The 24,703-nt window shown below is 68.4% G+C and carries 24 protein-coding genes; 9 read left to right on the top strand and 15 right to left on the bottom strand.

Annotation, left to right across the window (positions count from 1 at the left end; translation table 11 throughout):
- The first annotated feature begins 108 nt into the window (after nucleotides 1-108).
- The 3 genes from R3E10_14175 to R3E10_14165 are packed head-to-tail and all read left to right on the top strand — an operon-like array spanning nucleotide 109 to nucleotide 2,858.
- Nucleotides 109-1,104 (top strand): sugar ABC transporter substrate-binding protein, encoded by a 996-nt coding sequence (locus R3E10_14175; GenBank protein ID MEZ4416893.1) that lies wholly within the window; start codon nucleotides 109-111, stop codon nucleotides 1,102-1,104.
- Nucleotides 1,105-1,114: 10 nt separating this feature from the next.
- The gene (locus R3E10_14170; GenBank protein ID MEZ4416892.1) at nucleotides 1,115-2,065 is read left to right on the top strand and encodes an ABC transporter permease; all 951 of its coding nucleotides are present in this window, start codon (nucleotides 1,115-1,117) and stop codon (nucleotides 2,063-2,065) included.
- A 1-nt stretch (nucleotide 2,066) separates the two neighbouring features.
- Nucleotides 2,067-2,858 (top strand): ATP-binding cassette domain-containing protein, encoded by a 792-nt coding sequence (locus R3E10_14165; protein MEZ4416891.1) that lies wholly within the window; start codon nucleotides 2,067-2,069, stop codon nucleotides 2,856-2,858.
- A 51-nt stretch (nucleotides 2,859-2,909) separates the two neighbouring features.
- Here the strand turns inward: R3E10_14165 and R3E10_14160 are convergent, their stop codons facing one another.
- The 4 genes from R3E10_14160 to R3E10_14145 form a co-directional block, all read right to left on the bottom strand.
- Nucleotides 2,910-3,509 (bottom strand): GNAT family protein, encoded by a 600-nt coding sequence (locus R3E10_14160; GenBank protein MEZ4416890.1) that lies wholly within the window; start codon nucleotides 3,507-3,509, stop codon nucleotides 2,910-2,912.
- Complete coding sequence (locus R3E10_14155) at nucleotides 3,509-5,008, bottom strand: sodium:solute symporter family protein (GenBank protein MEZ4416889.1); 1,500 nt, start codon at nucleotides 5,006-5,008, stop codon at nucleotides 3,509-3,511. Before R3E10_14155 ends, R3E10_14160 begins: the two co-directional genes overlap by 1 nt.
- Before the next feature lie 3 nt (nucleotides 5,009-5,011).
- Entirely contained in the window at nucleotides 5,012-5,188 is a 177-nt protein-coding gene (locus tag R3E10_14150) for a hypothetical protein (GenBank protein ID MEZ4416888.1), read from the bottom strand.
- A gap of 68 nt (nucleotides 5,189-5,256) precedes the next feature.
- A complete protein-coding gene (locus R3E10_14145) occupies nucleotides 5,257-7,326 on the bottom strand; it encodes a S9 family peptidase (GenBank protein MEZ4416887.1) in 2,070 nt (689 codons plus the stop codon).
- Nucleotides 7,327-7,466: 140 nt separating this feature from the next.
- Here R3E10_14145 and R3E10_14140 point away from each other — a divergent pair, with 140 nt between their 5' ends.
- On the top strand, nucleotides 7,467-8,078 hold the full coding sequence (locus R3E10_14140) for a hypothetical protein (GenBank protein MEZ4416886.1): 612 nt from the start codon (nucleotides 7,467-7,469) through the stop codon (nucleotides 8,076-8,078).
- Here the strand turns inward: R3E10_14140 and R3E10_14135 are convergent.
- Together R3E10_14135 and R3E10_14130 are read right to left on the bottom strand one after the other, a co-directional pair.
- A complete protein-coding gene (locus R3E10_14135; GenBank protein MEZ4416885.1) occupies nucleotides 8,014-8,574 on the bottom strand; it encodes a hypothetical protein in 561 nt (186 codons plus the stop codon). The two genes, R3E10_14140 and R3E10_14135, sit on opposite strands and share 65 nt — an antisense overlap.
- Nucleotides 8,575-8,720: 146 nt before the next feature.
- Complete coding sequence (locus R3E10_14130) at nucleotides 8,721-9,401, bottom strand: hypothetical protein (protein MEZ4416884.1); 681 nt, start codon at nucleotides 9,399-9,401, stop codon at nucleotides 8,721-8,723.
- 176 nt (nucleotides 9,402-9,577) lie between these two features.
- Between R3E10_14130 and R3E10_14125 the strand changes: the two genes are divergently transcribed.
- Complete coding sequence (locus R3E10_14125; protein MEZ4416883.1) at nucleotides 9,578-10,282, top strand: hypothetical protein; 705 nt, start codon at nucleotides 9,578-9,580, stop codon at nucleotides 10,280-10,282.
- Between the two features lie 66 nt (nucleotides 10,283-10,348).
- On the top strand, nucleotides 10,349-11,446 hold the full coding sequence (locus tag R3E10_14120; GenBank protein MEZ4416882.1) for a hypothetical protein: 1,098 nt from the start codon (nucleotides 10,349-10,351) through the stop codon (nucleotides 11,444-11,446).
- Between the two features lie 15 nt (nucleotides 11,447-11,461).
- Here the strand turns inward: R3E10_14120 and R3E10_14115 are convergent, their stop codons facing one another.
- Nucleotides 11,462-13,033, bottom strand: a complete 1,572-nt coding sequence (locus R3E10_14115; protein MEZ4416881.1) for a benzoate-CoA ligase family protein — start codon at nucleotides 13,031-13,033, stop codon at nucleotides 11,462-11,464.
- 129 nt (nucleotides 13,034-13,162) lie between these two features.
- Here R3E10_14115 and R3E10_14110 point away from each other — a divergent pair, with 129 nt between their 5' ends.
- Nucleotides 13,163-14,653, top strand: coding sequence for a hypothetical protein (locus R3E10_14110; protein MEZ4416880.1), 1,491 nt, complete (start codon nucleotides 13,163-13,165; stop codon nucleotides 14,651-14,653).
- A gap of 39 nt (nucleotides 14,654-14,692) precedes the next feature.
- Here the strand turns inward: R3E10_14110 and R3E10_14105 are convergent, their stop codons facing one another.
- The 4 genes from R3E10_14105 to R3E10_14090 all read right to left on the bottom strand — a co-directional run bounded on the left by R3E10_14105 (nucleotide 14,693) and on the right by R3E10_14090 (nucleotide 19,410).
- Complete coding sequence (locus tag R3E10_14105) at nucleotides 14,693-15,127, bottom strand: nuclear transport factor 2 family protein (GenBank protein ID MEZ4416879.1); 435 nt, start codon at nucleotides 15,125-15,127, stop codon at nucleotides 14,693-14,695.
- A gap of 85 nt (nucleotides 15,128-15,212) precedes the next feature.
- Entirely contained in the window at nucleotides 15,213-16,358 is a 1,146-nt protein-coding gene (locus R3E10_14100) for a hypothetical protein (GenBank protein ID MEZ4416878.1), read from the bottom strand.
- Between the two features lie 41 nt (nucleotides 16,359-16,399).
- Nucleotides 16,400-19,066 (bottom strand): ABC transporter permease, encoded by a 2,667-nt coding sequence (locus R3E10_14095; protein MEZ4416877.1) that lies wholly within the window; start codon nucleotides 19,064-19,066, stop codon nucleotides 16,400-16,402.
- Nucleotides 19,063-19,410 carry a helix-turn-helix transcriptional regulator gene (locus tag R3E10_14090; GenBank protein ID MEZ4416876.1) on the bottom strand — a complete coding sequence of 116 codons (348 nt, stop codon included), beginning with the start codon at nucleotides 19,408-19,410 and terminating at the stop codon, nucleotides 19,063-19,065. Before R3E10_14090 ends, R3E10_14095 begins: the two co-directional genes overlap by 4 nt.
- An 85-nt stretch (nucleotides 19,411-19,495) precedes the next feature.
- Between R3E10_14090 and R3E10_14085 the strand changes: the two genes are divergently transcribed.
- Entirely contained in the window at nucleotides 19,496-20,164 is a 669-nt protein-coding gene (locus tag R3E10_14085) for a phosphonatase-like hydrolase (protein MEZ4416875.1), read from the top strand.
- A 13-nt stretch (nucleotides 20,165-20,177) separates the two neighbouring features.
- Nucleotides 20,178-20,744, top strand: coding sequence for a hypothetical protein (locus R3E10_14080; protein ID MEZ4416874.1), 567 nt, complete (start codon nucleotides 20,178-20,180; stop codon nucleotides 20,742-20,744).
- 44 nt (nucleotides 20,745-20,788) lie between these two features.
- On the opposite strand, the gene R3E10_14075 is transcribed toward R3E10_14080, so the two are convergent.
- From R3E10_14075 to R3E10_14060, 4 genes are read right to left on the bottom strand one after another with little or no spacing between them, the layout of a single operon-like run.
- Complete coding sequence (locus tag R3E10_14075) at nucleotides 20,789-21,274, bottom strand: hypothetical protein (protein MEZ4416873.1); 486 nt, start codon at nucleotides 21,272-21,274, stop codon at nucleotides 20,789-20,791.
- 8 nt (nucleotides 21,275-21,282) lie between these two features.
- Nucleotides 21,283-21,717 carry a tripartite tricarboxylate transporter TctB family protein gene (locus R3E10_14070; protein ID MEZ4416872.1) on the bottom strand — a complete coding sequence of 145 codons (435 nt, stop codon included), beginning with the start codon at nucleotides 21,715-21,717 and terminating at the stop codon, nucleotides 21,283-21,285.
- The gene (locus tag R3E10_14065; protein ID MEZ4416871.1) at nucleotides 21,714-23,195 is read right to left on the bottom strand and encodes a tripartite tricarboxylate transporter permease; all 1,482 of its coding nucleotides are present in this window, start codon (nucleotides 23,193-23,195) and stop codon (nucleotides 21,714-21,716) included. The genes R3E10_14070 and R3E10_14065 overlap by 4 nt, the downstream gene beginning before the upstream one ends.
- A gap of 48 nt (nucleotides 23,196-23,243) precedes the next feature.
- Nucleotides 23,244-24,659 carry an amidohydrolase family protein gene (locus tag R3E10_14060; GenBank protein ID MEZ4416870.1) on the bottom strand — a complete coding sequence of 472 codons (1,416 nt, stop codon included), beginning with the start codon at nucleotides 24,657-24,659 and terminating at the stop codon, nucleotides 23,244-23,246.
- Between the last annotated feature and the right edge of the window lie 44 nt (nucleotides 24,660-24,703).

Raw genomic sequence — 24,703 nt, 5'->3', positions numbered from 1 at the left:
GCCACGGGGCTTTCGTTGCGGCCCCCGGATTCCGAACCCGCCCGGCGTTGCCCGTGGTGCGAGAGGGTCCGATACTCCCGATCGGCCCACCCTGAACCCGCCTGAGGTATGAAGCGGATCGCACTCGCGTTCGCCCTCCTGCTCGCCGCCTGCAGCGGCACCCGCACCTCGTCGGACGAGGTGATCATCGGTCTCATCACCAAGACCGACACCAATCCCTTCTTCGTGAAGATGAAGGAAGGTGCCGAGGCCGAAGCGGCGCGGGGTGGCGCACGCCTGATCGCGGCCGCCGGCCGGGCGGACTCGGACAACGCCAGCCAGGTCACGGCCATCGAGAACATGGTGGCCGCGGGGGTGCGGGCGATCCTCATCACGCCCAGTGACGCCAAGGCCATCGTTCCAGCCGTCCGACGGGCGCAGGCCCAGGGAGTGCTGGTCCTGGCGCTCGACAGCCCGACCGATCCCATCGATGCGGCGGACGCCCTATTCGCGACGGACAACTATGAAGCCGGGATCCTGATCGGTCGCTACGCGAAGGCGGCGCTGGGAGATCGCCCACCTCGGGTGGTCACGCTCGATCTGTTCGCCGGCCACCCCGTCGGAGCGCAGCGTCACAACGGGTTCATGCGAGGGCTGGGACTCCCGGCCCCCGACCGCTCCAGCAACGAGCTGGGTGCCGATCCGGCCATCGTGTGCCAGGCCGACAGCTACGGCGACCAGGCGCGCGGCCAAACCGGGATGGAGAACTGCCTGCAGAAGAGCCCGGAGGTGAACCTGGTCTACACGATCAACGAGCCCACGGCCGCGGGCGCGTACACGGCCCTGCGCAACGCGGGCCGCGCCGAGGATGTCCTCATCGTGTCGGTCGATGGCGGCTGCGAGGGCGTGCGCAACGTTGAGCGGGGCGTGATCGCGGCGACGGCCCAGCAGTATCCCTTGAAGATGGCGGCGCTCGGGGTGGCAGCCGCGTTGGAGTACGTGGCCACCGGCGTGAAGCCGTCGGGCTATACCGACACGGGGGTCGCGTTGATCACCGCCACCCCTGCCGAGGGCGTCGAGAGCGAGCGCGTCGAGGTCGGGCTGGAGTCGTGTTGGGGTCAGTAGGAAGCTGGCTGTGAAGCGTCGGCTGCCTCCGCTGGGCACGTTGGGTCCTTTCCTGGCCCTCGTGCTCGCCTGTGCCTTCTTCGCAACGCAGAGCGCGCGATTCCTGACCGGCGCCAACCTTTCCCTGATCCTGCAGCAGGTCATGGTCGTCGGTGTGATCGCGATCGGCCAGACGCTGGTCATCCTCACGGCCGGTATCGACTTGTCCTGCGGGATGGTCATGGCGCTGGGTGGCGTGGTGATGACCAAGCTCGCGGTGGACGGGGGCGTGAGCCCTGCCCTTGCGATCGCTGCCGGTATCGGCGTGACCACCTTGTTCGGCGTGGTCAACGGCCTTCTGGTCACGAAGGTGCGCTTGCCTCCGTTCATCGTGACGCTGGGCACCCTGAACATCGCGTTCGCGATCACCCAGCTCTACTCGCGGGCCCAGACGGTGACCGGGCTTCCTCCCTCGATGACGGCGCTCGGGAACACCTTCGCCGTGGGAGCCACCCAGATCGGCTGGGGCGCCATAGTGATGGTGGCGCTGTACCTGCTGACCTGGTTCGTTCTGCGGGAAACGGCGGGTGGACGCCACGTCTACGCGGTTGGCAACAGCCCTGAAGCCACTCGCCTGGTCGGCATCTCGACCCACCGGGTGCTGCTGGCCGTCTACGTGAGCGCGGGAGTGCTCTACGGCGTCGCCTCACTGCTGTCGGTCGCGCGCACGGGAGTGGGCGATCCCAACGCTGGACAGACGGAGAACCTCGACGCGATCACGGCGGTGGTCCTGGGCGGAACCAGCCTCTTCGGCGGGCGGGGGGTGGTCCTGGGATCATTGGTGGGCGCCCTGATCGTGGGCGTGTTCCGCAACGGCCTCACGCTCATGGGAGTCTCGTCCGTGTACCAGGTGCTGGTCACGGGCATCCTGGTCATTCTGGCCGTCACGGCAGACCAGATGTCGCGCCGCGAGGTGCGCTGACATGGCCATGTCCGGTGTCGTGATGGAAGCCAGAAACCTCGTGAAGCGCTACGGCCACGTCACTGCTCTGGACGGCTCGGACTTCGAGCTGCGTGCCGGCGAGATCCTGGCGGTGATCGGGGACAACGGCGCGGGCAAGTCAACGCTCATCAAGTGTCTCTCCGGCGCGACCCGGGCCGACTCCGGCGAGATCTTCCTGGACGGCATGGCCGTGGAATTCCGGACACCGCTGGATGCGCGGCGTGCGGGGATCGAGACGGTCTACCAGGAGCTCGCCGTGGCTCCGGCGATGACCATCGCCGAGAACCTGTTCCTGGGTCGGGAGCTCCGACGGGGCGGACTGGCCGGGCGCGTGCTGCGCATGTTGGACAAGCCCGAGATGCGCCGGCAGAGCGTCGAGCACCTGACGCGCCTGGAGGTGGGCGTGCAGTCCATGACCCAGGCGGTCGAGACACTCTCGGGTGGCCAGCGTCAGAGTGTGGCCGTGGCGCGAGCGGCCGCCTTCGCGCAGCACGTGGTCATCATGGACGAGCCCACGGCGGCGCTCGGTGTGAAGGAAAGCAACATGGTATTGGATCTGATCCGCCGGGTGCGCGACCGGGGATTGGCGGTCGTGCTGATCAGCCATAACATGCCTCACGTGTTCGAGCTGGCTGACCGCATCCATGTGGCGCGTCTGGGACGCCGTGCGGCGGTGTTGGATCCGCGAGCCGTCACCATGAACGACGCGGTGGCGGTGATGACGGGTGCCGTCCCGCCCGATCAGGTCCCTGCGTCCTGGCGGACGAGCTGAGCGGTCCGCTCCGGGGAATGGCGCATCCCCCGGTGACCCACTCCCGCCCCGTCAGGGACCGGCGTGCCGCGCCATGCGGCCCAGCAGGTGACGTCGCACGTCCGGCCACTCGGCTGCGAGCACGCTGTACATGACGGAATCGCGCACCGTGCCGTCCGCTCGAGCCTGGTGGTGACGGAGGACGCCATCCTGTTTGGCGCCCAGCGCTGCGATGGCCCGCTGCGAGGTGAAGTTGAAGTTGTCCGTCCGAAAACCCACGACCGCGCAGCCCAGGTCGTCGAAGGCGTGCTGCAGGAGGAGGAACTTGCACGCCGTGTTGACATGGCTGCGTTGCCAGCCTGCCGCGTACCAGGTGTAGCCGATCTCCACGCGGTCGATGGTGGCGACGATGTCATGGTAGCGCGTGCTGCCCACGATGCGGCCGCTGGACATCTCCCGTACCGCCCAGGGCAGCATGTGCCCCGCACTCATTCCCTCCAACGCGCGAGCGATGTAGGCCTCAGCCTCACTGGGCTTGGGGACGGAGGTGTACCACAGCTCCCACAGCGCTCCATCGCGTGCCGCCTCGGCGAGATCGGCAGCATGCCCCGCCTCCAGGGGTTCGAGGCGAACGCCGTGTCCTTCGAGCAGCACGGGTGCAGGCTGGATCATCAAGCGGGTTCCTCCGCGCCTCCGTAGACGAAGCGCTCGATCTCACCGTGGATGCGCTCCTGCGTCTCCGCCGAAGGCGGGGGCGTGATGCGCGACACGCTCCAGGTGGTGATGAAGTTGGCGAGCAGTGACCAGATCGCGGCGTGCATCCCGAGAGGATGGGGGTGTACCACCAGCGTCCAATAGAGCACGCCCAGACCCACCCCGATGCCGCTGAGCACTCCCGCGCGCGTGAAGGGCCGCCGGCCGGGGAGCGTGACTCCCAATATGGCCGGCATGAGCTGCAGTGCCCCCGACCCCGAGAGGGTCACCAGGGTGACGAGGAAGGCGAACGTCTTGACCGACAGTAGGTAGCCGATCACGAGCAAGGCCAGCACGATGGCGCGCCCCACCCAGATGTAGTGGCCCGGACTGCGATCCGGTGCGACGTAGCGCTGGTATACGTCGCGGGTCAGCACGGTCATGTTCGAATGCAGGATCGAATCCAGCGTCGACATGGCGGCGGCGGTGGCCCCGGCCAGGATCAAGCCGGTGAGCCAGGCGGGCGCGAACTGGAAGAGCAGCTCCGGAAAGACCCGATCGGCGATCTCGAGGTTCGGAAGCACCAGGGCCCCGCCCAGCCCCACCAGCGCGGTGGGGATGTACAGCGTCATCAGATAGATGGGCGTGGTGGCACCCAGGAACTTGATCGTGCGCGCCGAGGCGGCCGTGTAGTAGCGGATGAAGATGTGCGGCTGGAAGACGATCCCGAACGAAAGCGAGATGGTCATGCCGAACCACATGCCCGGCGAGAAGAAGCCGCGCGGTCCCGGAAGCGAGAGCAGGTCGGGCCGCTCGGCCGCCACGCGGCGCCACAGCTCCAGCGGCCCACCGAACAGCTCGTAGGCCAGCACCATCGCGCCGATCCACACGGCGGCATACATCCAGATGCCCTGCAACACATCCGTCCAGTAGACGGCCCGCAGCCCACCGGCCATCAGGTAGCCGGCCGCCACCACGAGCAGGATGAAGGTGCCCAGCTCGAAGCTGATGCGGTCGCCGGACGCGACCTGGATGATGTAGCCGAGCCCCTGTGCCTGCACCTGGATGTAGAGGATGGTGAACAGGACGCTCACGATGGCGACGACCACGCGTACGGCTTCGCTCTCGTAGAAGTCGGCCAGCATGTCCGCCGGGGTCACGTAGCCGAACCTCTTCCCCAGCGCCCAGATGCGTGTACCGAGCACATAGGTGATGGCGCCGACCAGCACGGTCCAGGTGCCGGCTTCCCAGAACCCGATGCCGTGCGTGTAGAAGAAGCCGCCCGAGCCCAGGAACGCGAAGGCGGAGTGGTAGGTGGCGCACACGGTGAGGTACAGCACCACGAACCCGGCCTTGCGACCGTACAGCAGGAAGTCCTCCAGGTCGACCGTCATGCGACGGTTGGCCATGATGCCGAGAATGATGCTGAACAGCAGATAGACGAAGATCAGCGAGGTCGCGACCACCCAGGGCTGCATCGGCTACAACCCCCGGCGCAGGGCCCAGAGGAGCACCGCGATCATGGCTACGTAGATGAACAGCAGATAGGCGTAGAGGAACGGCATCCCCAGCACCCAGGGCTCGATGCGGTTGGCCCAGTCGTGCACGACCGGAGGCTGGGCCAGGGCACTGAGCAGCAGGAACAGCACGGTGGCCACCCACCCCGCACGGGTGCGGGGCAGGTAGTGCGGTCGAGGGACGGGGCCCTTGGGGGAGGGGCTGGCCACTACGTGGTTGCCCGTCGCGACCGGCCGAACCAGCCCAGGATGTTCTCCATCTTGGCCATCCAGTGACTGGGACGGCGCCGGATGCCGTGGGGCTCGCCGGGCACCCGGACCAGCACGGACTCGACGCCCAGAATCTGCAGCGCCTGGAAATATTGCTCGGACTCGGACATCGGGGTGCGGTAGTCTTCTTCGCCGGTCATCACCATGGTGGGCGTCTTCACGTTCTTGACCACCGAAAGCAGACTGCGGCTCTCATAGTGTTCAGGGTAGTCCCAGGGCGCACCGGGGAACCAGTAGTTCATGACCCGGGAGCCGATGTCCGCCGTCAGCACGAAGCTGTACCAGTTGATGACCGGATAGACCGTGACCGCCGAGCGGAATCGGTCGGTCCGTCCGATCATCCAGGAGGTGAGCACGCCGCCACCGCTTCCCCCAGTGACGAACACCTGGTTGGGATCGACGTATCCCCTCGCGATCACCGCGTCGACACCGGAGTTCAGGTCGAAGAAGTCGTCTCCGGGGTAGGCGTGGTGGATCAGGTTGCCGAACTCGCCGCCGTAGCTGGTCGACCCGCGTGGATTCGTGTACAGCACCACGTAGCCGCGCGCCGCCATCATCTGCTTCTCGAAATCGAAGCGATCCCCGTAGTTGGCGAAGGGGCCCCCGTGGATCTCGAGGATGAGCGGATATGTGCGCTGCGCGTCGAACTCCGGAGGCTTGACGATCCAGCCCTGGATCCGGCGGCCGTCGTGCGAGGATTCGTACCAGATCTCTTCGACCGCGCCGAGCGTGCGTGCGGCCAACACATCGGCGTTCACCGCCGTGAGGAGCGTGGCCTCACGGCCGGCATTGGCCACGTAGGCGATGTCGCCAGGGAGGTCCGGACGGCTGTAGGTGAACGCCACCGCGCCGGTGGGGCCGATGTCGTAGCTCGCCCCCGAGTAGGCGCTGCCGCCCCCGCCCAGGTTGGCCGCGACCGGTCGCAGCTGCCCATCCAGGGTGAACAAGCCGACCTTGGTGTTGCCCTGGTCGTCGTACTGCACGTAGACGCCCCGGCCGTCGGGCGCCCACTGCGGATCGGAGACGCTGCGGTCGAGCGAGCCCGAGAGCAGCCGGGCGTCGCTGCCGTCGCGGTTCATCACGTAGAGCTGCGTGACCTGATAGCCCTGGTGTTCGTCGTCGAAGCCGAGGTAGGCGATGCGGCGCCCGTCCGGGGAGATGGCCGGGGCGACGTCCGGCCCGTACCGGTTTGTCAGCGCGCGGACCGCGCCGTCCGACACCCGGAACTCGAAGACGTCCGTGTCGACCTGTTCGTCCCGCCAGTCGGGGCGGCGGTTCGCCGACATCAAGAGGTACTGGCCATCCGGGGTCCACATGGCGGCGCTGGAGCGGAACACGCCTCCGTGCTGGAAGTCGCCGCTCGAGATCTGGCGCGGTGTGCCGCCTTCGGCTGGCACCACGAACAGTTGCACGTACCCGGGCGTGAGGTATCCGGGGCCGTTGAACCGGTAGATCAGATCGTCGTTGGTGGTGGCGGGCGCGGCCCAGGTGGCGCCTTCGGGGGGCGCGGGAAGCTGAGCCACGTGTGTCGACTCCCGCGGCACCAGCGACGTGAAGGAGATCTGCCTGCCGTCCGGAGACCAGGCGATGCCCTCGGGGCCGTGCTGCAGGTTGGTCACGCGCACCATCTGCCCGGAGTCCATGAACCGCACCCAGATCTGGGCCGAGCCCTCCCGGTCGGAGATGAACGCGATCCTGGAGCCGTCCGGTGACCAGCGCGGTGAGGCATCGCCTACGTCGCCCGTGGTGAGAGGCCGATTGCCCCGTCCGTCAGCGCCCACGATCCAGAGGTTCGTGTAGTTGCGGTCCGTCATGATGTCCGAGAACTGTCGGACGTAGACGATCTGAGCGCCGTCCGGCGAGATCTGCGGATCCTGTACGTACTCGAACTCGAACACGTCCAGGGGCTGGAGCACCTGCTGCGCATGCAGCGAGGCGGGGCGCAGGGCGGCGGGGCCCAGAGGGAGCAGTGACCAATAGAGGGCGAGGGCGGCGGGTGCGCGTCGCATGGTGGTCTCCGACGTCAGGGTCGAACCAGGAGGGGCAGGTGCTGCCGGCTCCAGCGCTCAAGGGTTAGGTCCCCTCTCGCGAGCGCGCCAGTTGCGGTCTCGGCGCCGCCCGGCACGTCCGTTGCGAGGGCAGCCCCCCCATGAGCCACGATCCCGCCTCTTCTCCGCCGGGCGCCGGCCCACACGACGCAGCCGGGGACCTCACCACCATCGCGCGAATCGGCCTCCTGGGCCTGCTGGGGCTCTACCAGCTGCGCTGGATGGGTGGAGGCGGCCCACTATCCTCCATCGACCTGGCGATCCATGAGGCGGGGCACCTCGTCTTCATGCCCTTCGGCGACGTCGTGGGCGCCCTGGGCGGCACGCTGCTCCAACTCATCGTGCCGGCGGCGTTCGTCGCCTACTTCCTCCGACGGGGAGATCACTACGCCGCGGCGATTCCCTTCTGGTGGGTGGGCGAGAACCTCTGGCACATCGCACCCTATGTCGCGGACGCGCGTGCGCAGGTGCTGCCGCTGGTCGGAGGGGGCGAACACGACTGGGCCTTCCTGCTGGCCACCTGGCGGCTGCTTCCGCACGATCAGGAGATCGCTGCGGGGATCCGCCTGGCGGGCTCCGTGATCGCCGTGGCCGCCGTGATCCTGGGACTGAAGCACGCCCGCGGCGCAGCGGTCCCGGAGGACCGGACTAGCGACGCAGCCCGACCATCAGCCCGAACGAGCTTCGCACGTCGCGCTCCGCGGAGTCGATGATCGAGCCCGCAATGCCCGTGAGATAGTACCGGGCGAGCACCGCCACGCTGGTGCTCTCGGTGAGTCGCACGTCGAAGGTGAAGCCCGGCGAGACGAGCGATTGCCACTCGGCGGAGCTGGCGAAGGTGGGATCGGTCTCGGAGACGTCATCGCGGACGCGCGCGCCCACGCCGATGTAGAGTCCCACGTTGGTGCGGTCACGACCGGGACGGCCCCGACTCGCCAAACCGACGAGCACGTTCCCGTAGTGTGAATGGTAGTCGTCACCCAGGACCGAGTAGTCCGTGCGCGCGTAGCCCACCTCGGCCCGGATGGGGGCTTGTCCGCTGCCGAAATCGACGGCCAGCACGCCCCCGCTTCCCCAGCGCGTGGGTGCCACCCCCGGTTGGGACTGTGCAAAGAGACCCGCCGCGACTGTGAAGTCCTGTGCGGCGAGAGGAGAAGCCGCGACGAGAGCCGCGAGCCAGGCCGCGGTGGTCCAGCAGCTGCGCTGCATCGAGTGCTCCGCTCCGAGTGGGGCCCACGGGGCCAGGGGGGCTCCGGTGGGACGAGGGGCTGCTACCCCCGAGGGACCCGGAACGGTCGCGCGTGGTGCGTGGGGTCAGGTCAGGCGCGCGGGCTGTCCCTGCGGGCGCCGATGCGCTAGCGCATCGACACGCCGAAGCCGACTTCCAGGTATCGATGCTCGGCATCCCGCTGCAGGACGCCATGCAGGGTGGTGAGGTCGTAGGTCCCGCTGTTCAGGTTGGCGAAGAGCGCCAGCGAGACGAGGCTGTGCACAGGCAGGGTCAGGCCTCCGCCGACTGTGTACCCGATGCCCTTGCCGGAGGCGGTGATCACCGTGGCTTCCTGCCCGACCGCGTTGTCCTCCATGCCCTGGCTGCCGAGAGCCACCCCGGCGCCGCCGCGCACGAACACGTGCCAGGTCTGCCAGGACAGAGCTACCGAGAGGTTGGCCAGGCGGTTGACCAGGGGCGTGGCGGCCGGTTCAGCGTCTGCTTCCCCCTGGACGATGGGGCCAGGGTGAGAGCGCTGCCACACGCTGGCATCGAGTCCCACGCCGAACCCATTGCCGACGTACTTCCCGAGGCTCAGGTGGGCCGTGAAGCTGTCGGTGTTGTCTGGACTGGTGCAGAACGCACACGGATCGCTGCGCTGTCCATAGCCCAACCCCAGCGTCACGAAGAACGGGAGCTTGGGCGTGGGAGCCGGAGCCGACACGCTGTCTGCCGCCTCCTGAGCGGAGAGCCGGGGGGCGGCCGGGCCGCCGAGGGCCGAGAGTCCGACCGCGGTGATGACGGCCGGAAGGGCGGATGTCTTCATGACGAGTCTCTGACGGCGAGCGGACACCTCGGGAGGGCCTCCCTCCACGCTTCGAGGATCGGACGGCCCACGCGGATGCTTGAGGCGGGTGGGGGAAGGAGTCCTGGCGCCTGGACGGACAGGCCGTTGGCGTCGCAATCTCTGCGCGAGGAGCAGGCTACCGAGAGCGAGGTGGGATGGGGGAACGACGCTACAGCGAAACGGAGGTGGCGCGGATCCTCGAGGAGGCCGTTCGACCCTCTCCGGGGACCGACCTCGCCCGCCGCGACGCGGGGCTCGACCTCAGTCTCAACGAGCTCAAGGTGATCGGACGTGAGGTCGGGATCGATCCGGTGCGTATCGAGGCGGCGGCGAGAGGTCTCGACCGGGCGGACATGCAGGTGCGCCGGATCCTCGGCATACCGCTCGTGGCGCAGCAGGAGCGATGGGTCGACGCACCCCTCGATCCGGATCACCTGCCCGATCTCGTGGCTCTTATCCGGCGGATCGCCGGCATCCAGGGCACCGTGAGTGAGGTATTGGGTGGGGTGGAGTGGCGGGGGAAGAGCGCGGTGGGGCCGGTTCATGTGACGATCCGCCCGGACGCAGGGGGAACACGGCTGCACCTCATGGGGAGCTTCCGCGAAGCGGTGTTGGGCGGCTTCCTCGGCACGGGTCCGCTGGGCGGGATCTTCGCCGGTGTGGGCGCGTCTACGTTGGGGTGGGCAGCGCTCACCTTTCCGCCGGCCGTTGCTGCGGGTGTCGCTGCCGCGGCGCTTCCCTGGGCCCTGAGCGCCCGTGCCAAGGTGCGGCTGCTGCGAAACGTGGCGGATCGGCTCGAGCACGAGTTGCTTGCGCGTGCGGAGCGCGGCGCGCTGGACAGGCGCGCAGACGAGCCCTGAGCGGTTGCCGTCCTCCCGCGCGCCCGCCCATCTTGCGAGTCCCCTGTTTCCCCAGGAGTTCGTCCGGTGTCCCTTGCGCGCGCCATCCCCCACCTCCTGATCACGACTGCGGTACTGGGGTGTTCCGGCGCGGAGAGCGATGACTCCGAAGGCCCCTTCTACGTGGGCCAGACCCTCGAAGTCGTTGTTCCTTACGGCCCCGGCGGAGGGACCGATACGTGGACACGCATGATCGCTCCCTACCTGCAGGCGGGGTTGGGGGAGGGTGCGGGTGTGGCGGTCATCAACGAGCCGGGCGCGTCGGGCGTGGCTGGCGCCAATGCGTATGTGCTACGGCGGCGTCCGGACGGGTTGGCGGCGTTGGCCAGCAGCAACTCGACGTTCCTGTCGGCGCTCCTGGAAGAGCCCATGGTCCGCTACGACTTCCGTGAACTGTCGCCCATCGTGGCCTCGCCGGGTGGTGGCGTGGTGTTTCTCTCGCCCTCGTTCGGGGTGACGGACCCCGCCCAGCTGGGATCGCTGCGCGGCCAGCTGGTCTATGGGGGCATCGCCGCTTCAGGCTTCGATATCGTTCCGCTGCTCGCGTTCGAGCTGTTGGATCTCGATGTGAAGGCCATCCTGGGGTACGCCTCCAAGGGGGCGGCCCGCATCGCCTTCGAACAAGGCGAGACCAACATCGACTACCAGACCATGCCGGCGTATCTGAGCAACGTGGTTCCGTTGGTCGATCAGGGCCTGGCGGTTCCCATGTTCAGCTTCGGGCTCGTGGGCCCGGACGGCTCCGTCATCCGCGATCCGTCAGTTCCCGAGTTGCCCACCGTGCGGGAGGTGTTCCTGGCCATGCACGGCCAGGAACCATCCGGCCCGGTCTGGGACGCCTACCACGCCACCCTGGTTGCGGGCGTGAACATGGCCAAGGTGCTCTGGTTGCACGGGAACGCCCCGGAAGCTGCGGTGCGAGACCTCAGGGCCGCAGCGCGGAGCATGGTGGCCGACCCCGAGTTCGTGGCCAAAGCCCGAGTGGAGGTCGGCAACTACCCCTTCTTGATCGGAGAGGAGATCCGGGGGCTCGTCACGCGCGCGTCCCAATTGGATCCTGACACGCGGGCATGGCTGAAGAGCTACCTCAAGGAAAAGTTCGACATCGATCGGCTCGGGGGCTGATTCGCGACGCCGGCGTCAGGGACGGAGGCGGAACCGCTGGATCTTGCCCGTGGCGGTCTTGGGGAGGTCAGGGACGAAGTTGATCCAACGCGGGTACTTGTAGGGCGCGAGGGTGGACTTGCAGCGCTCACGCAGTTCTCCCGCCAGTCGCTCGAGCGGGATCTCGGCGCTCATGGTCACAACGAACGCCTCCGGCTTGACCAGGCCGTCCTGATCTTCCCGCCCCACCACCGCGGCTTCCAGCACATCGGGATGCTCGACGAGCGCGGCCTCGATCTCGAAGGGAGAGCACCAGATGCCGCCGACCTTCAACATGTCGTCGTTGCGGCCACAGTACATGAACCAGCCATCGGCGTCGCGGACGTAGGTATCGCCGGTGTCGATCCATCCGTCGCGGATGCATCGCTGGGTTCGCTCGGGATCGTTCCAATAACCGGGCGTCACCGATGCACCACGAATCCAGAGAGCGCCCGGCGTGCCCGGCGCGGCTTCGGTTCCGTCTGCGTCGAGGACCTTGGCATCGTAGCCCGGAACCACCCGACCGCTACTGCCGGGGCGATAGTCACTCGGCGTGTTGGAGATGAAGATGTGGAGGATTTCAGTCGATCCGATCCCATCGAGGATCACGCAGCCGGTCCGCTCCTTCCAGCGCCGCAGGATGTCGGCAGGCAACGCCTCGCCGGCGGAGACATAGGTCCGGACGGAGGACAGGTCGCGCTCGGGACCCAGGTCGCGCAACTGAGCGGCGTACAGTGTGGGGACACCGAAGAAGCAGGTGGGGCGGTAGCGCTCGATGAGGTCGGCGCTGAGCGCCGGTGTGGGTCGGTCGGAAGACAGCACCGCGGTGGCACCCACCCAGAGCGGGAACGTCATGGCGTTGCCGAGGCCATACGCGAAAAACAGCTTCGCCACCGAATAGCAGATGTCCGCTGCCCCGAGCCCCAGGACGCCAGTGGCATAGTGGACGCAGGTGACGGGGATGTCCTTGTGCGCATGCACCACTCCCTTGGGCCGACCGGTGGAGCCCGACGAGTAGAGCCAGAAGCAGGGGCTTTCAGCGTGTGCGGGTGCGGCCTCCAGGGCAGGCGTGGCACGGGCCATCGCCGCCGCGAAGCCGGTATCGCCTTCGTAGGGGAGCATCACCGGTGGCGGGGTGTCGACTTCCGGCAGCGCGGCCAGCAGCTCGTCCCGGAAGCGCTCCGAGTAGAGGACGCACGAGCACTGCGAATCCTCGATGATGAAGCGATAGTCTGCGGCGCGCAGCAGCGTGTTCAGTGGAACCGGGATGAAGCCTGCCTTGATCGCGCCCCAGAAGAGGTAGAAGAACTCGGGGCCATCCTGGAGCAACAGGAGGACGCGGGCGCCGGGCGATCCCCCAAGGGACTGTAGCGCTGTGCCGGCTTGATCGACCCGCTCAGCCAGCTCGGCATAGGTCACTTCACCGAAGTCCCCCACGATGGCGGCCTTGGCTCCGCGGCCCTCCTGAACGTGTCGGTCGATGAAGGGCACGGCCACGTTGAAGGGGTCCGCAAACGTGATCGTTGCAGTGGCGCTGGTGCGATCCACCGCGATGGAATGGGGCTCCATGGGCGTGTGCTCCTTCGGTGAAGCGGGGCAATGTCGGGGAAGGTCACGGGTTTCGCCACGTTCGCTCAGCTCCGGTAAGGCGAGCTCGGCACCCTCGTAGACCCTTGGGTCATTCTCGAGAGGTGGCGGATGCGTGCAGGAAAGCGGGGCACCCGGGTTGGCGGCGTCCACGCCGGGACCCGTTGGGCGGCAATCACCGGGCTGTTGCTGCTGGGCGGCGCGGCCTGTGGCGACGGCGTGGGTCCGTCGGCGCGCGACGGGTCCGGCGACCTGCTGATCCGCTACGTGCAGCGACTCCCGACCATTGACTACGTGGAGCGTAGCGCGGATCCGACTCGCGAGGGGTGGCCGGCGGAGGGCTCGACGGTCACCTGGCACGCCGTGCTGCTCAACACGTCGGCGACGTCACGCTCCGTGGGGGGACGTTGGACCGTCGACGGCGTGGCCGCGCCCTTCGCTGCCGTGGAGGTGCCTCCCGGGGGCGAGGCTGCGGTGGACCTGGACCTGCGCTGGTCGTTCCAGCGCCAGCGCATCGCCATCGACATCGAGCCCGTGGACGGCGCTGGGGAGTCCAACCCCTTCAACAACACGCGTACCTTCTACAGCGACGCTCTTTCGATCGGGTTCTGGATCGAGGAAGGGCTCTACAAGGACACCTTCCAGGGCGTCCGCATTCCGTTCGAGGACTGGGCGCACTTCGAGATCGAGCGCTGGAACACGATGCTCGAGGGCGCGGTGTTTCCAGAGACGCCGAATGGCGTTCTGGATCGCGTTCGGATCGACAAGATCGTTCTGGTTCCGGACCAGAGCCTGGAAGGCCCGACACGACCCGCACCGGACGACCGGTCCATCGATCTGCAGTGGGGGTTTCCGATCTACGATGCGCCCTACTACGCCGCTCTCCTGCGCACCGGGGCCAACGGAAGCCTGCTGCACGAGCTCGGCCATGCACGCTACCTCATCGATGTGTACGGCTTCGAGGTCGCCAACGGCATCCGCGGCGACACCATCGAAATCGAGGAGGGCGGCGTCCTGATCGCTGGATCCGACTACATGCCGAGCTTGGGGCCCGTGATCTTCGGTAGCCCTGCGGGGGTCCAGAACGGGATCCTCGTGCACCAGAGCTACAAGGGTCTCATGAACGCGCAGTACGATCGCATGGACCGGTACAGCGCCGCGGCTCTGAACCTCATCGCCGGCCATCGAGCCGTGGCGGGCAACGCCAACTCTCCGGACAACATCGGGGTATTCCTGCAGGATCTGCCCGAAGACAACGTGTTGCGCCTGACCGACCGAACCGGTCAGCCGCTGTCGGGTGCGGAGGTGTCCGTGTATCGGGCGGAGCCCAACATCCAGCGGTTCGCGAAGCGCTTCGACAACATTCCCGATCTGACCGCCGTCGCCGACGGAGAAGGCCGGGTCGCGATCGGTCGGAACCCGTTCGCGGACGGCCCCATCCTCCACGGATACGGTGCGAACGGCGTCGCGATCGTACGTGTTGCCCACGCCGGGTGTGTGGGCTTCACGTTCCTGGAGGTGCCGACCTTCAACCTGGCCTATTGGCGCGGAGAGACAGTGCGCGCGGAGTACGACACCGTAGTGGAGCTGGTCTGCGCGTAGGACACGTGCCGAAGCGCAGGAGGCCCTGGTCACCTCTCCTCAGTGGCGCCTGAGGACGAACGCCTTGTTCGCGATGAGCCACTCCTGCCCGACACGGTAGAGCACGTAGTGGTCGTGGTAGGTCCCGGTGGCGATGCGGATCTCCACATCCACCGTCGCGAGCTGATCGTCTACGATGTGGAGGTTGTGCATGTCCTCGAGCTCGTAGCGCTCCTGGGGACGACGATTGCGCAGGAGCTCCTCGAAGGTCATGGATTCCACCGTTGTGCCCGATGCCGTGTCCGACACCCACACGACGGTCCCCGCGGGCGCCATGAGGCCAGCCAGCCGTTGTGAATCACCCGCCTTCCAGGCGGCGACGAACTCCTCGACCACGGTACGCACGCTCGCCTCGGCGTCCTGGGCGCTGACCGGAGCGGCGACCAGCGCCCAGACCGCGATCGCCATCCATCCCCAGCCACGTGATTGTCTCATGACCTGCCTCCTCTGGCCTGGAGCTACGTGTGCCACGCCCGGCGGTTTACAGCCCGGCGCGCGCTCTGCGGATCCGGCGCTCTGCTCAGGCGCCCGGCCGAAGGAAGGCGGCTGGATCCACAACCTCGGACGCCTGCAGCCGCATCCGGTATTCGAAACGCTCGGCGCCCTGGGTGAAGACGGCAAACTGCGGTAGACGGACGTTGCCAACCAGCTGCCAGTCGGAGACCGTCACCGTGACGGGCCCCTGCCCGCGCAAGTGGTCCACGACCCGGTAGCCGAGCGGCAGCGTGTCACGAGCGGCGTAGTACAGCTCCACGGGGCCTCCGAGCGCGTCGAGGCCGTGCAGCCGCAGCGCCGGTTGCCCATCGAATTCCTCGAGGCCGGCGTGGTGGAGCGGTCCGACCCGGCTCTCGGGATCGAGCAGGTTCATGATCAGGTCGTGCCCGCGCACGTAGGAGATCAGCGTGTCGCCCAAGGGACCTGGAGGCTCGCCCGGTCGTGCCAGCAGCCAGGCGTCGTCCCGCGTAATGGCTGCCGAGAAACCGGGTGGGAAGTCGATCCGCAGCGATCGGTCCGCGGCGGACTGCACGGATACATCGAATTCGCCTCCCGGTCCCCGTGCCGAGGCGTCGAAGCGGACCATGCCGGGTAGCCGCGGCACGCCGTCGGCGCTCAGCCGGCGCAGGGCGCCGGCCACGACGGCGGCCGCCGCGGGACCCTCGAGGAACGTCGAGGTCACGGACGTCATCCGCCAGCGACCCGCGCTGTGTTCATAGGTGGCGGTCCACGCCGATTGGAAGCGCTCCCGCTCGCGTCCGCCCCCGAACGCGGGAGCCTCGCGATCCGAGATGACCACGCGCGTGACGTGAGCCAGGGACCCGTCTGCGGACAGCCGGATCACCGGGGGCTCTACATCCGACCACTCGCTGTAGCGGGCTCCGCTGAAATAGTCGCGAAACGACGCCTCGACCTCGTCCCGGGCCTGACGCCGGACGACCCCCGCGTCCACCGTGAGCAGCGTGTCTGCGATCGACTGGACGAGGAGGGACGCATCGGCTGTGAGGTGCGCGGCGCGCTCGTTGTCGAGCAGGGCGAGGAGAGACGCCCGATCGCCCTGATCCGTACAGGCGACGGCGAGGAGAAGAGCGGCCGGGGCGACGCGCAGGGGCGCCCCGCACCTCGAGACGATCGAGGACCTTCGCTGCCGCTGCATGCCGGAATACCTCATCGCGTGATTCGACGCGCGTGGGGCCCCTACCGTTGTCGGCCCTACAGCTCGCGCAGAGCGATCGCCGGGTCCGTGCGGGTCGCTCGTAGCGCTGGACCCATGCTGGACACCAGCGCCACGACCAGAAGCAGGGCCGCAACGGACCCAACCGTCAGGGGGTCCCGAGCCTCCACCCCGTAGACCAGGCTTTCCAGATAGCGCGCCAGCGAGATCGACAGCACGACCCCCAGCGTCACCCCCAGCGCGCCGATGCGTACGCCCTGCCGTAGAACCCCGGATAGAACACGGCGCGCGCTGGCCCCCAGCGCGATCCGCATTCCGAACTCTGGTGTACGTTGGAGCGTCACGAAGGTGACGACCCCGTACAGTCCCAAGGCGGCCACCGTGAGGGCCACCAGCGCGAACGCCGACCCCACGAGGGCGAGAAAGCGCGTGAGGGCCGTGGCCTGGCGGGCGTACGACTCCATTGGGCGCACGTCGGACACCGTGAGCTCGGGCCGAACGGCCTGGGCTTCGCGGAGAAGTTGCTCGCTCGACAGCGCCGGGACTCCGGCGGTTCGCACGAACCAGGTGAGTTCCCAGCGCGGGCTTTGGGCGTAGGGCCAGAAGACCTGACCCTCCGAGGGGCGAGAAGGGGAGCGGTCGCGCAGATCACGGATCACACCGACGACCACAGCCGGGGTGGGCTGAAAGCCCCCCTCCCGGTATCGCGAGGGCACGAGCGAGCGTCCCACCGCGTCACCGTCGGGAAAGGCGCGCGCCGCCATCGTCTCATCAATGACCACGACCGACTGCGCGCTCCCGTCGTCGTGCTCGTCCAGCAACCGTCCGGCGCGGAGCTCCGCCCCCAGCGCTGAAAGAAGTCCGGGCGTGACCGAGCGCAGATCGGCGAAGTAGCGGTTGGCTTCGGACTCGGCAGTCCCCTGCGGAGGGGCGGCGTCGGCCCAGTTCGCCCAGTCCGCGAAGGGCAGGTGCGAAGTCGCTCCGACCGTCTGCACGCCAGGGAGTGCCTGGAGGCGCCGGGTCAGTTCGTCGACCACCAGAAGCCGCTCGTCTTCGCCGAAGGCGGAGAGCGCGGTCTTGAAGGTGATCGCTCTTCGCGGATCGAACCCCACGCTTTCTCGTCCGAGCCGTGAGAAGCTCTGTACCATCAACGCCGAACCGACCACCAGGACCACACCGATCGCGATCTGGACGGCGGTGAGCAGCTCCCGCATGCGGGTGCCCGCACCACCCAGCAGCCGGGTTCCGCTTCCGAGCGCGCCTTGGGGCCGCAGGGTGCGCGCCGCGAAGGCGGAGACCGCGGCGAAGATCAGTCCCGTGGCCACGGCAAGTGCTGCCGCGAAGGTGACGACCCTGCCATCCAAAGCAACCACCTCGGCACGCGCCAGTCCGGCAGGTCGCATCGACCAGATCCAGGCAACGCCCGCGCGTCCTGCTACCAGCCCCAACACCGCGCCGAAGCCCGTGATGAGGAGGCTCTCCGTGATGAGCAGGCGCAGGATGCTCGCGCCCGAGGCGCCGAGGGAAGCGCGGATGGCGAGCTCGCGCATCCGGGAGATACTGCGAGCCAAGATGAGACTGGCCACGTTGGTGCAGGCAAGTAGCAGAAAGAGCCCCACAGCTCCGAGCAGAGCCAAGAGGACCGGACGAGCAGCCCGCACCGCGTCGGCCTGCAGCGGGTGCACTGTGAACGTGTCCCCGGTGTCCTGCAGGACCGGGTAGCGTCCGCGGACGCGCTCGGCGGCGGTGGCGGCCGCAGAGGATGCCTCGTCGGCGCTCACGCCCGGGTGCAGCCGTGCGACGACGCGCAGGAAGTGCTGGTTGGGCGGAAGCAGCGTCAGGTCCCAAGGGAGCGCGCTGTACAGATCCAGCCGCGGAGGGACGGCCCCGTCTTCGGGCAGGAAGAGCGTGAAGTCCGCCGGGAGGATGCCGTAGACCGCCAAGGTCTGGCCGCGCAGTCGAATGCCGGACTCGAGAATCGCCGGGTTCGCTCCGAAGTGGTCCCGCCAGAGCTCGTAGCTCAGCACGACCCCCGTGGGTTGCGGGCCCTGTTCGGGCTCGCGCACGAAGAAGTGACCCGCCGTCGGTTCGACCTGCAGGAGGTCGAAGAAATCCGGCGTCACGAGGCCATGCGACACCTGCAGGACGCGCCCCTCGGAATCTTCGATCCCCGTCGACGTGGCCCAGATCCCCGCTACCTGCTCGAAGGTCTGTGACTCTTCCCGGAGGCTTTCGATCTCGACCCCCGACATGGGGAGGCGCGAGAGCTCGGCGCCGGGGAACGCATTCCATACCATGGCCAAGCGATCCGACGCAGCGTAGGGAAGCGGGCGCAACAGCACCGCATCGACCACGCTGAACATGGCGCTGTTCACAGCGATGCCCAACGAGACCGAGAGGAGGGCGGCGCCGGCGAAGCCGGGGTTGCGACGGAGTCCGCGAAGGGCGTGGCGCAGATCGCTGCCGAGAGGACCCTGTCCGCGCGCCGCGGTCATGAGCGCTTCCCACCAGGCGCCCGGAAGCGTGCGCAGGGCGTCCGCGACCAGGGCCCGAGCGAAGCGAAGGGTGCCGCGGAGGCTCGCGTCGCGGGTCTTCCAGTGCCAGGCGACGATGTCCTCCCACTCCGCCGCGAAGCGCTCCCGGAAATGTGGCGGGTAGAGCCGGAGCAGCGTCCGGGCCAGCGGCGAGCGCTCCATGGGTTTCATTCCGCCAGCACCTGTTTGTCGCGTGCCACCTGGAGCCACTGGGTGAGCCGCTCGGCCTCGGCGCGTAGCGCCATCCGCCCCTCGCGAGTGATCCGGTAATAGCGGCGGCGCGTGTCCTGTAGACCCTGACGGGACGTGTCGGCGACTTCCTCGATGAGCTCCCCTTCGACCATCTTCTTGATCGCGGTATAGAGCGTCCCGGGGCCGAGTCGGATCTCGCCGTCCGTGCGCCGTGCGACCTCCTCGACGATCCCGAGGCCGTAGCGGGGTGCATCGGCGAGCGCCAGCAGGATGTGGAACTGGGTGGTGGCGACCGGGCTGGTTGTTGCGCGGGTGCGAGCCATGTGTCCGCCGCGTGGACAGGTGGGCGTCTTATCGAAGCAGGATATATCGTAAAACGATAATGCGGACCTGCAAGGGGGGTGGGGTGTGACGCGACCGGAGCTGGTGGTTTTCGACATGGCAGGAACCACGGTGGAGGATGCGGGGCAGGTTCCGGGCGCCTTCATGGCTGCCTTGACCGAGCACGGTCTCGCGTTGAGCACCGCCGAACTGGGGCGGGTTCGCGGCGCGTCCAAACGGGAGGCCATCCGCCGTCTCTTGCCAGAGACGGACGCCCGCTACGAACAGGCCGAGCACGTCTACGCGTCGTTCAAGGCGCGGCTGGCCGAGCGGTTCTCGGCCGGGGTCGCTCCCATTCCGGGGGCGGCCGAGGTCTTCTCCTGGTTGCGGCGTCAGGGGACACACGTGGCGCTCAACACCGGGTTCGATCGGGACATCGTCGACCTGCTGATCCCGGCCCTCGGGTGGGAGAGTGCCGTGGACGCCATCGTGACCGCGGACGACGTCGAGCACGGGCGGCCCGCTCCCGACCTTCTCCACGCCGCCATGCAGCGCTGTGGGGTCGAGCGAGCCGACACCGTGGCGGCCGTCGGCGACACGGCGCTGGACCTCGAGGCGGGGCTTCGTGCCGGCGTGGGCTGGAACATCGGGGTCCTCTCCGGCGCGCACGATCGCGCAACCTTGGAGCGCGCCCCGCACACCCACCTCGTGAGCTCGGTGGCCGAGCTACCGGGTCTCTGGTCATCGACGGACTGAACCGGAGAAGCCCATGGCCGAGAGGACGTCGTTCCGCATCAGGATCGCTGCAGCGCTGACCGAGGTGATCAGCATCGTGTTTGCGGTCGTGGTTGCGCTGGCGGCGGATGAATGGCGTGAGAACCGCCAACTGCAGCAGCAGGCCGATGCGGCGCGGGCGGCGGTCGTCCGGGAGCTCCGGGCCAATCGCGACGAGCTCGCCGCCACCGAGGAGTCCATCGAGGACGCGTTCGCAGGGCTGGAGCGGGCGGCAGCAGAGATCGATTCCGGCCAGGCGCGCTCCGCCCTTCGCGTCGACCTGTCCCTACCGGACCTCTCGAGCGGTGCCTGGGAGGGCGCGCGCCTCGTGGCGGCGAGCGGGCGTTTCGATGTGGACTGGTTGGTCCGCGTGGCCCAGCTCTACGAGACGCAGAAGCTGTACGACGTCTTCCGGATCGAGCTGCTGCGTAGCATGGGAGAGTTGAGCCTGCCGAATTCGCCCGAGCTCGTACCGCGGCTGGCCGGGCAGGTGGGCGTGCTCCGACAGCTGCACGGTGAGCTCGCGGACAGGTACGACACGGTGCTCGCGGGCGAGACCTAGAGCACGCCCCGATCAGCGCGCGCCCGGGTCAGCGCCGGTTCCCCTCAAACCGTATCGACGGGAGCGGCGGGCGCGACCTCGATGCCCGCTGCCTGCGGGATGAGGATTTCGCTTCCGTGCTCGTGCGACCAGTCGATCCAGGCCTGGTGCAGCTGCGCCCCCTCGCTCTGGAGATCCGCGTCCCCGGTTTCGGCCCCCTCGATCAGCAACTCCAGGCCGCGCTCGAACGTGTCTCGGAACTGTTGGCTCAGACCGGGTCGTGCTTTCTCCAGCACATCGTCCCGTACGAGGCGCGCTTGGCGCAGCGCTTCGCGACGGTGCTCGAGCACCGCGCGCGTCATCGCGTCTCCCGGAGTGGCGTGGGGGGAGTCCATGCTGCCCATCCGTTCCGCGATCACGTCGGCCTGCTGTGCGTTCAGCAGGTGCTGGGCGTTCTCGATCTCCTCCGGGGACCAGCGGCGGTCGGCGCACGAGGTCAGCACCAGGAGAGATCCGATCAGCAGCCAGAGTGGAGCGCGCAGTGTTCCCATGCCCGCTATCACCCCGCGATCCGTCCCACGATCCACTGGAGGCGCAGAACGCTGCCCATGACCCACAACGCGAGCCCCGTCAGGGTGCCTGCCAGCGCCGCCACCCAGGGCCGAGCCCGGGCCTCACGCCAGAGGAACCCCACCACGAAGACTGCGGAGGCGATCACGAACCCGATCAGCCAGATCAGCCCGTAGTAGGCGAGCACCCAGGTGAGGTAGCGGAAAAGCAGGACGCGGTCCCCTGGTCCGGCGGGTGATTCGGGCCCGGCGTCCCGGGTCCACTCGCGCAGGAGGGTCACCAACGCCAGCAGGGCGCCGGCGCCGCCCACGCTCATCGGGAACACCCGTGCTCGAAACGGGAAGCTGCGCGCATGCACGGCCGCCAGCGCGAAGAGCACACCGATCACCAGCGTGAGCGCCAGGCGCGCCGCCCGCCTGCTCATGAGGCCAGCCCCTGTCTGGAGATGGAGCCGCGCAGGCGAGAGCCGGCCACGGTCAGCGCGATGGTGACGAGCGCGATCAGGATGACGCCGGGGTCCTTCAGCCACGTCCACCCGTAGCGGGTGGCCGAGATCCACAGGTAGCGCTCGGCGCTCGCTGCCAGCACGAAGCCGATGAGAAGGGGCGGACGGGGGAAGTCGAGCGCTTTCATGATCCAGCCCAACAGACCGATCACCAGGAAGGCGATCAGGTCGCCCCAATCACGCGTGGTCTGGTAGGCTCCCGCCACCATGATCACCAGGAGGAAGGGCGCGAGCCAGCGCGCAGGCACGATCGAGATGCGCGCCACGGGCTTGCTCATCAGCAGACAGGCCAGCGTGCCCATCACGTTGGCGATGGCCAGCGACCATACGATCGTCAGCGTCGAATCCAGATGGGTCGTCAGCATGGTGGGGCCGGGCTCGAGACCGAGGAGGATCATCCCACCCAGCAGCACGGCGGTGGTCCCGCTTCCCGGGATGCCGAACAGGAGCGTGGGGATGAGCGCGCCCCCCTCCTTGGCGTTGTTCGAGCTCTCCGGCGCGATCACTCCGCGGATGTCGCCCTTTCCGAATCCGTCGCGGTCCTTGGCGATCTGCACGGCCTGGCCGTAGCTCAGCCAGTCGACGACGCTCCCGCCGAGGCCGGGCACGAACCCGACGAAGATGCCGAGCACCGAGCAGCGCAGGGCCAGCCAGCGATGGCGGATCACATCGGTGAGGCCCTGCCGCCATCCACCGATCATCTGCGCTTCCCGGGCGATGGATTCACCCGAGCGCAGCAGATCCAGGATCTCGGGGAGGGCGAACAGGCCAAGGGCCACGACCGCCAGAGGGATGCCGTCGAACAGGTAGAGGAGGTCCGCCGTGTAGCGATAGTGCGGTGCGGCTGGAGCGGCGCCCACGGTGCCAAGGAGCAGGCCCAACGTCCCGGCCAGGATGCCTCGCAGTGGGCCCTCCCCGGATAGGACACCCACCATCGAGAGCCCGAGAACGGCGAGCATGAACAGCTCGGGCGAGCCCAGAGCCAGCACCAGCGGCCGGGCCAGCGGAAGCAGAGCGAAGAGCGCAGCCGCGCCGATCACACCCCCCAGCATCGACGCGAAGAAGGCCGCGGACAGAGCGCGCTGCGCCTCGCCCTTTCGGGCCAAGGGGTAGCCGTCCAGGATGGTGGCCTGGGATCCCGATGAGCCCGGCACCCCCAGCAGCACGCTCGGGAAGGTGTCGGAGGTGTGGATGACGGCGATCATGCCGATCAGCATGGCGAGCGCCACGTTGGGCTCCATGCCGTAGATGAAGGGCAGCACCAACGACATCCCCACGGTGCCGCCGAGGCCAGGCAGGATGCCCACGACCAGACCGATGCCGACGCCCGTCAGCATCATGAGGAGGGCGTGGGGGGCGAGCACCGCGCCGAGCGCAGCGAAGGCGGCTTCGATCAATCCGAGCGCCGACCCTTCCCGGTGTACCTGCGCTGGGAGGCCACGGGGCTACCGTTCGCGTGGAGCGCGGACGGCACGGCCGGGGCGTGCGTCCGCGACCAGGGCGCCGCCGTCGACGACCAGGGTGCCGCCCACCAACACGTACGGAATCCCCGCTGAGGGGATGGTGGCGTCCTCGTAGGTCGATCGGTCCTGGACGGTATTCGGGTCGAAGACCGTGATGTCCGCGTCCGCCCCCACCTTCAGTCTCCCTTTGTTGGCCAGGTCGGGCACCCGGGCCTGAAGCCGGCGCGCCGGCTCCAGCGTCATGCGGCGCAGGGCGTCCATGAGCTCGACCACTCCCTCGTCGCGCACGTAGCGCCCCAGCACCTTGGCGTAGGTGCCGGACGTGCGGGGATGGCCGCGACCTCCTTCGATGAAACCGTCACTGGCGATCATGGAAAGCGGGCTCGCAATGGCTGCGCGGGTCTGCTCCTCCGAGCGGCCATGGATGATCACGGTGCCGCCGGCGGCCCGCGCTCGCCCGAAGCTCTCCCGCGTGAGGCGCTCCCCGGTCGATACCAATTGATGCAGGCCGAAGCGTTCCTCCGGCCACGTCTGCCAGTCGTCGAAGAGGGCGGAGGTGATCTCGGTCATGCCGGCGCCGTAGGGGTAGGCCTCCGTGGTCACGTCCTGGCCCGCGTCGCGGGCCGCCTGGATTGCGCTCAGGAATGCGTCCAGCTCGTCACCCGCGCTCGAATTGACGTGGACCACGTGTAGCCCCGCTCCGGCCCGTCGCGCTGCGGTCAACGTGGAGTCGAGACCCGCGGACCCGTTGCGGGGATGGATGTGGGCGGACACGCCGCCCTCGGCCGCCACCCGGAACATGCGCTCGAGCTCGGCCATGTCCGCTCCCGGCGTGTAGGCGCTTCCGAAGCCCATGGCCACGGCGCCCTCCGCCAGTCCCCGCCGTAGGATTTCTTCCATGGCGGCCTCCTGGGCGTCGTCCGCGGCGCTACTCCCTCCGACACCGGCGGGGAGGAAAGCGCCGGGATCACCCAGGACCGACATCCGCGCCGGGATGTGGCCTATGCTCACGCCGTAGTTGACGATCTGGCCGCCCTCGCGGGCAGCATACCAGCCACTCACGTCTCCGGTCCCCACCTCGATCTCGAACGCGCTGGTCACACCGTCCCGCACCATGAGCCCATAGGCCTCTTCGGACTGACCGTGCTCATGCAGGTCGATGAACCCTGGGGCGACGACGTGGCCGGAGACGTCGATGACCCGGGCGCCCTCGAGCGCCGTTTCCGAGATGGCCGCGATGCGTCCACTCCGGATCCCCACGTCCCGGATGGCGTCGAGGCCGGATTCCGGATCCATGACGCGACCCCCGGCCAGGACCAGATCCAGCTCCGGGGTGCGCTCTGCGCACCCCACCATCAGCAGAACGAGCACGAGTGTGGTCGATCGGCGACTGCCCATGGGGCGCTTCCTGTCAGGTGAGGGACGCCCCGGGCCGGCCGGCT

It is taken from the genome of Gemmatimonadota bacterium, from assembly GCA_041390105.1.
GTDB lineage: Bacteria > Gemmatimonadota > Gemmatimonadetes > Longimicrobiales > Gaopeijiaceae > JAGQIF01.
This window is presented reverse-complemented; position numbering and strand designations above follow the sequence as displayed.

Excerpts from the sequence above, each read along its gene's own strand:
- R3E10_14175 (MEZ4416893.1), top strand. The coding sequence starts at position 109 with ATGAAGCGGATCGCACTCGCGTTCGCCCTCCTGCTCGCCGCCTGCAGC.
- R3E10_14165 (MEZ4416891.1), top strand. The coding sequence starts at position 2,067 with ATGGCCATGTCCGGTGTCGTGATGGAAGCCAGAAACCTCGTGAAGCGC.
- R3E10_14160 (MEZ4416890.1), bottom strand. The coding sequence starts at position 3,509 with ATGATCCAGCCTGCACCCGTGCTGCTCGAAGGACACGGCGTTCGCCTC.
- R3E10_14155 (MEZ4416889.1), bottom strand. The coding sequence starts at position 5,008 with ATGCAGCCCTGGGTGGTCGCGACCTCGCTGATCTTCGTCTATCTGCTG.
- R3E10_14145 (MEZ4416887.1), bottom strand. The coding sequence starts at position 7,326 with ATGCGACGCGCACCCGCCGCCCTCGCCCTCTATTGGTCACTGCTCCCT.
- R3E10_14140 (MEZ4416886.1), top strand. The coding sequence starts at position 7,467 with ATGAGCCACGATCCCGCCTCTTCTCCGCCGGGCGCCGGCCCACACGAC.
- R3E10_14135 (MEZ4416885.1), bottom strand. The coding sequence starts at position 8,574 with ATGCAGCGCAGCTGCTGGACCACCGCGGCCTGGCTCGCGGCTCTCGTC.
- R3E10_14130 (MEZ4416884.1), bottom strand. The coding sequence starts at position 9,401 with ATGAAGACATCCGCCCTTCCGGCCGTCATCACCGCGGTCGGACTCTCG.
- R3E10_14125 (MEZ4416883.1), top strand. The coding sequence starts at position 9,578 with ATGGGGGAACGACGCTACAGCGAAACGGAGGTGGCGCGGATCCTCGAG.
- R3E10_14115 (MEZ4416881.1), bottom strand. The coding sequence starts at position 13,033 with ATGGAGCCCCATTCCATCGCGGTGGATCGCACCAGCGCCACTGCAACG.
- R3E10_14110 (MEZ4416880.1), top strand. The coding sequence starts at position 13,163 with ATGCGTGCAGGAAAGCGGGGCACCCGGGTTGGCGGCGTCCACGCCGGG.
- R3E10_14105 (MEZ4416879.1), bottom strand. The coding sequence starts at position 15,127 with ATGAGACAATCACGTGGCTGGGGATGGATGGCGATCGCGGTCTGGGCG.
- R3E10_14100 (MEZ4416878.1), bottom strand. The coding sequence starts at position 16,358 with ATGAGGTATTCCGGCATGCAGCGGCAGCGAAGGTCCTCGATCGTCTCG.
- R3E10_14095 (MEZ4416877.1), bottom strand. The coding sequence starts at position 19,066 with ATGAAACCCATGGAGCGCTCGCCGCTGGCCCGGACGCTGCTCCGGCTC.
- R3E10_14090 (MEZ4416876.1), bottom strand. The coding sequence starts at position 19,410 with ATGGCTCGCACCCGCGCAACAACCAGCCCGGTCGCCACCACCCAGTTC.
- R3E10_14080 (MEZ4416874.1), top strand. The coding sequence starts at position 20,178 with ATGGCCGAGAGGACGTCGTTCCGCATCAGGATCGCTGCAGCGCTGACC.
- R3E10_14075 (MEZ4416873.1), bottom strand. The coding sequence starts at position 21,274 with ATGGGAACACTGCGCGCTCCACTCTGGCTGCTGATCGGATCTCTCCTG.
- R3E10_14070 (MEZ4416872.1), bottom strand. The coding sequence starts at position 21,717 with ATGAGCAGGCGGGCGGCGCGCCTGGCGCTCACGCTGGTGATCGGTGTG.
- R3E10_14060 (MEZ4416870.1), bottom strand. The coding sequence starts at position 24,659 with ATGGGCAGTCGCCGATCGACCACACTCGTGCTCGTTCTGCTGATGGTG.